Here is a 645-nt window from a genome sequence, read left to right as displayed (position 1 = left end):
CCTCAACGTCATGCAGTCAGCCTATGTCGAGACGGCCGAGCTCAAGGGCCTCTCGGCTTTCGCGGTCATCCGCAAGCATGCGTTCCCGAACGCCATCGCGCCGATCATCAATGTCGTCATGCTCAACCTTGCCTATCTGGTGGTCGGCGTCGTCCTGGTCGAGGTGATCTTCGTCTATCCGGGCATAGGCCAATATCTCGTTGACCACGTCACCAAGCGCGACGTCCCCGTCGTCCAGGCGGTCGGCCTGATCTTCGCGGCCGTCTACATCAGCCTCAACATCATCGCGGACATTGCGGCGATTGTCGCCAACCCGCGGCTCAGGCATCCGAAGTAGGGAACGGCGATGCTCGACATAAAACGCATTCCCATCCCGGCACTGATCGGCATCGTGCTGACGGCGATGTTCGTGCTGGCGGCGATCTTCGCGCCATTGATCGCGCCGCATGACAATGCCGAGATCGTCGGCGACGTCTGGGAACCGATGTCGGCAGCCCATTGGCTGGGCACCGACAATCTCGGCCGTGATCTGTTGTCGCGCATGATCTACGGCGCCCGCATCACACTGTTCATCGCGGTGCTGGCCACCGCGCTGTCCTTCTCGCTCGGCGCAATCCTCGGTTTCTCGGCAGCAGTGTTCGGCGG

1 protein-coding gene and 1 pseudogene are annotated in these 645 nt (G+C 61.9%); both read left to right on the top strand.

Annotation, left to right across the window (positions count from 1 at the left end; all coding sequences use genetic code 11):
• Positions 1–337 (top strand): ABC transporter permease (locus EOA33_RS37730; RefSeq protein WP_145989604.1); only part of this gene is annotated, 337 nt, incomplete at its 5' end.
• A gap of 9 nt (positions 338–346) precedes the next feature.
• A pseudogene (locus EOA33_RS37725) lies at positions 347–645 on the top strand (ABC transporter permease); the annotation flags it as partial.

The organism is Mesorhizobium sp. M4A.F.Ca.ET.050.02.1.1 (assembly GCF_003997725.1).
GTDB lineage: Bacteria > Pseudomonadota > Alphaproteobacteria > Rhizobiales > Rhizobiaceae > Mesorhizobium.
This window is presented reverse-complemented; position numbering and strand designations above follow the sequence as displayed.